This is a genomic window from Pseudomonas sp. P4_C4 (genome assembly GCF_056402055.1).
In genome coordinates this window covers 1-4,849 of record NZ_JBFUID010000121.1, presented here as the reverse complement: position 1 = coordinate 4,849, position 4,849 = coordinate 1, and the positions used below count along the sequence as shown (strand labels likewise).

Genomic DNA, 4,849 nt, shown 5'->3' with positions numbered 1-4,849 from the left:
TATGCACGGTGACTGAAGTGAGGGTGCCGTCGGCGCTGCTCACCGCGAAAGTGTCGGTGTAGGTGGTACCGACGGCGAACTCGTTGTGGGCGGAGTTGGCGACGTAGGTCCAGGCACCGCCGGTGCCGATGGAGAACTGGCCGTGGCTGCCGGCGGTGTTGGACTGCACCTGGAAGCTTTCCGGGCTGTCGATATCGCTAATGGTCAGGCTACCGCCGGTGGTCAGCGGAGCATTGGTTTCGCTCAGCGTAACGCTGGCCGAGGACAGCACGGCGGCGTCGTTGCTGCCGGTGACGGTGATAGTCACCAGCTGGGTGTCGACACCGCCGAGGCCATCGCTGACCTGCACCGTGAACACGTCCTCATGACTCTCGCCCGCCTTCAGCGCCTGCACCGCACTGGCGACCCCGTCGGTGCCATTGGCCAGCGTGTAGGTCCACTGGCCGGTGTTGTCTACCGCGATCGAACCGTAGGTGCCGGTGGACGCGCCATTGAGGGTCCAGGTCGCCGTGGCGTCGTGATCGATGTCGGCCGAGCTGAACTGGCCATTGACGCTGAGCGTGGTGTCTTCCTGCACCGCGCCGGCCTCATTGCCCGTCGCGAAGCTGAGCACGGGCGCGTCATTGCTGCCGGTGACGGTGATCGTCACCAGCTGGGTGTCGACGCCGCCCTGGCCGTCGCTGACCTGTACCGTGAACACGTCCTCGTGGCTCTCGCCCGCCTTCAGCGCCTGCACCGCACTCGCGACCCCATCGGTGCCGTTGGCCAGCGTGTAGGTCCACTGGCCGGTGGTGTCCACCGCGATCGAACCGTAGGTGCCGGTTGACGCGCCATTGAGGGCCCAGGTCGCCGTGGCGTCGTGATCGATGTCGGCCGAGCTGAACTGGCCATTGACGCTGAGCGTGGTGTCTTCCTGCACCGCGCCGGCCTCATTGCCCGCCACGAAACTGAGCACGGGTGCGTCGTTGCTGCCGGTAATGGTGATGGTGACCAGCTGGGTGTCCACGCCGCCCAAGCCGTCGCTGACCCGCACCGTGAACACGTCCTCATGGCTCTCGCCCGCCTTCAGCGACTGCACCGCACTGGCGACCCCATCGGTGCCATTGGCCAGCGTGTAGGTCCACTGGCCGGTGTTGTCCACCGCGATCGCGCCGTAGGTGCCGGTTGCCGCGCCATTGATGCTCCAGGTCGCCGTGGCATCGTGATCGATGTCGGCCGAGCTGAACTGGCCGTTCACGCTGAGCGTGGTGTCTTCCTGCACCGCGCCCGCCTCATTGCCTGCCACGAAACTGAGCACTGGCGCGTCGTTGCTGCCGGTGACGGTGACGGTCACCAGCTGGGTGTCGACGCCGCCGAGGCCGTCGCTGACCTGCACCGTAAACACCTCATCATGACTCTCGCCAGCCTTCAGCGACTGCACCGCACTGGCGACCCCATCGGTGCCATTGGCCAGCGTGTAGGTCCACTGGCCGCTGCTGTCCACGGCGATCGCGCCGTAGGTGCCGGTATTTGACCCGGCAATGCTCCAGGTCGCCGTGGCGTCGTGATCGATGTCGGCCGAGCTGAACTGGCCATTCACGCTGAGCGCGGTGTCTTCCTGCACCGCGCCGGCAGCATTGCCCGTCGCGAAGCTGAGCACGGGCGCGTCGTTGCTGCCGGTGACGGTGACGGTCACCAGTTGGGTGTCGACGCCGCCCAGGCCGTCGCTGACTTGCACCGTGAACACGTCCTCATGACTCTCGCCCGCCTTCAGCGACTGCACCGCACTGGCGACCCCGTCGGTGCCATTGGCCAGGGTGTACGTCCATTGGCCGGTGGTGTCGACGGCGATCGAACCGTAGGTGCCGGTTGCCGCGCCATGGATGCTCCAGGTCGCGGTAGCGTCGTGATCGATGTCGGCCGAGCTGAACTGGCCATTGACGCTGAGCGTGGTGTCTTCCTGCACCGCGCCGGCAGCATTGCCCGTCGCGAAGCTGAGCACGGGCGCGTCGTTGCTGCCGGTAATGGTGATGGTGACGGTCTGCACCGCCGAAGCCGCGTTGCCCGCGCCGCTGTCGTCAGTGGCCACCACGCTGTAGGAGAAACTGATGGTTTCACCGGCGCTCAGGAAGTCCAGGTTCTCGCTGCTGCTGTAGGTCCAGCCAGCCTGATCGACCGCGAAGCCGGCGACCAGCGCCGCGGCCTGCGCCGCCCCGAGGGTGCCGCCGCTCCAGACGATATCGTGGTTCGAACTCTGACTGACCGTCACGACGTCGTGGCTGTCCAGATCGGCAAAGCTCAGCGCCCCGCTGTCGCTCAGGGTGGCCGCGCCATCGCCTTCGTTCATCGCTCCGGTCGCGTCGCCGATGGTCAGCACCGGCCGGTCGTTGGTGCCGGTCAGGGTGATGGTCACCGTCTGCGCTGCCGAGATGGCATTGACCGCGCCGCTGTCGTCGCTGGCCACCACGCTGTAGGAGAAACTGATGGTTTCACCGGCGCGCAGGAAGTCCAGGTTCTCGCTGCTGCTGTAGTGCCAGCTGGTCTGATCGACCGTGAAGCCGGCGACCAGCGCCGCGGCCTGCGCCGCACCGAGGGTGCCGCCGCTCCAGACGAGGTCGTGGTTGGCGCTCTGGCTGACCGTGACGACGTCATTGCTGTCCAGGTCGGCGAAGCTCAGCGCCCCGCTGTCGCTCAGCGTGGCCGCGCCGTTGCCTTCGGTCATCGCCCCGGTCGGGTCGCCGATGGTCAGCGTCGGTCGGTCGTTGGTGCCGGTAATGGTGATGGTGACGGTCTGCGCTGCCGAGGTCGCATTGCCCGCGCCGCTGTCGTCAGTCGCCACCACGCTGTAGGAGAAGCTGATGGTTTCCCCGGCCCGCAGGAAGTCCAGGTTCTCGCTGCTGCTGTAGTGCCAGCCGGCCTGATCGACCGCGAAGCCGGCGACCAGCGCCGCGGCTTGCGCCGCACCGAGGGTACCGCCGCTCCAGATGAGGTCGTGGTTGGCACTCTGGCTGACCGTCACTCCATCGTTGACGTCCAGGTCGGCGAAGCTCAGCGCCCCGCTGTCGCTCAGCGTGGCCGCGCCGTTGCCTTCGGTCATCGCCCCGGTCGGGTCGCCGATGGTCAGCGTCGGCCGGTCGTTGGTGCCGGTAATGGTGATCGTCACCAGCTGGGTGTCGACGCCACCCAGGCCGTCACTGACTTGCACCGTGAACACGTCCTCATGACTCTCGCCCGCCTTCAGCGMCTGCACCGCACTGGCGACCCCGTCGGTGCCGTTGGCCAGGGTGTAGATCCACTGGCCGGTGGTGTCCACGGCGATCGAACCGTAGGTGCCGGTTGGCGATCCATCGATGGTCCAGGTCGCCGTGGCATCGTGATCGATGTCGGTCGAGTTGAACTGGCCGCTGACGCTGAGGGTGGTGTCTTCCTGTACTGCGCCGGCCTCGTTGCCCGTCACGAAGCTGAGCACGGGCGCGTCGTTGCTGCCGGTGACGGTGACGGTCACCAGCTGGGTGTCCACGCCGCCGAGGCCGTCGCTGACCTGCACCGTAAACACGTCATCGTGGCTCTCGCCTGCCTTCAGCGCCTGCACCGCACTGGCGACCCCATCGCTGCCGTTGGCCAGGGTGTAGGTCCACTGGCCGGTGGTGTCCACGGCGATCGAGCCGTAGGTGCCCGTATCCGTACCCGCAATGCTCCAGGTCGCCGTGGCATCGTGATCGATGTCGGCCGAGCTGAACTGGCCGCTGACGCTGAGCTTGATGTCTTCCTGCACCGCGCCGGCCTCGTTGCCGGTCGCGAAGCTGAGCACTGGCGCGTCGTTGCTGCCGGTGACGGTGATCGTCACCAGCTGGGTGTCGACGCCGCCCAGGCCGTCGCTGACCTGCACGCTGAACACTTCGTTGTGACTCTCGCCCGCCTTCAGCGACTGCACTGCACTGGCGACCCCGTCGGTGCCATTGGCCAGGGTGTAGGTCCACTGGCCGCTGTTATCGACGGCGATCGAACCGTAGGTGCCCGTATCCGTACCCGCAATACTCCAAGTGGCGGTGGCATCGTGATCGATGTCGGCCGAACTGAACTGACCGCTGACGCTGAGCGTGGTGTCTTCCTGCACCGCGCCGGCCGCATTGCCCGTCAGGAAGCTGAGCACGGGCGCATCGTTGCTGCCGGTGACGGTGACGGTCACCAGCTGGGTGTCGACGCCGCCCAGGCCGTCGCTGACCTGCACCGTAAACACGTCCTCATGACTCTCGCCCGCCTTCAACGACTGCACCGCACTGGCAACGCCATCGGTGCCATTGGCCAGCGTGTAAGTCCACTTGCCGGTGTTATCGACGGCGATCGAACCGTAGGTGCCCGTATCCGTACCCGCAATGCTCCAGGTCGCCGTGGCGTCGTGATCGATGTCGGCCGCGCTGAACTGGCCGCTGACGCTGAGCGTGGTGTCTTCCTGCACCGCGCCGGCCTCGTTGCCGGTCGCGAAGCTGAGCACGGGCGCGTCATTGCTGCCGGTAATGGTGACGGTCACCAGCTGGGTGTCGACGCCGCCCAGGCCGTCGCTGACCTGCACCGTAAACACGTCATCGTGGCTCTCGCCCGCCTTCAGCGACTGCACCGCACTGGCAACGCCATCGGTGCCATTGGCCAGCGTGTAGGTCCACTGGCCGGTGGTGTCCACGGCGATCGAGCCGTAGGTGCCCGTATCCGTACCCGCAATGCTCCAGGTCGCCGTGGCATCGTGATCGATGTCGGCCGMGCTGAACTGGCCGCTGACGCTGAGCTTGATGTCTTCCTGCACCGCGCCGGCCTCGTTGCCGGTCGCGAAGCTGAGCACTGGCGCGTCGTTGCTGCCGGTGACGGTGATCGT

1 protein-coding gene is annotated in these 4,849 nt (G+C 66.8%); it reads right to left on the bottom strand.

The features are described 5' to 3' along the window. The coding region (locus AC1DXW_RS30760; RefSeq protein WP_477760891.1) for a beta strand repeat-containing protein at positions 1-4,849 on the bottom strand (4,849 nt) is incomplete at both ends.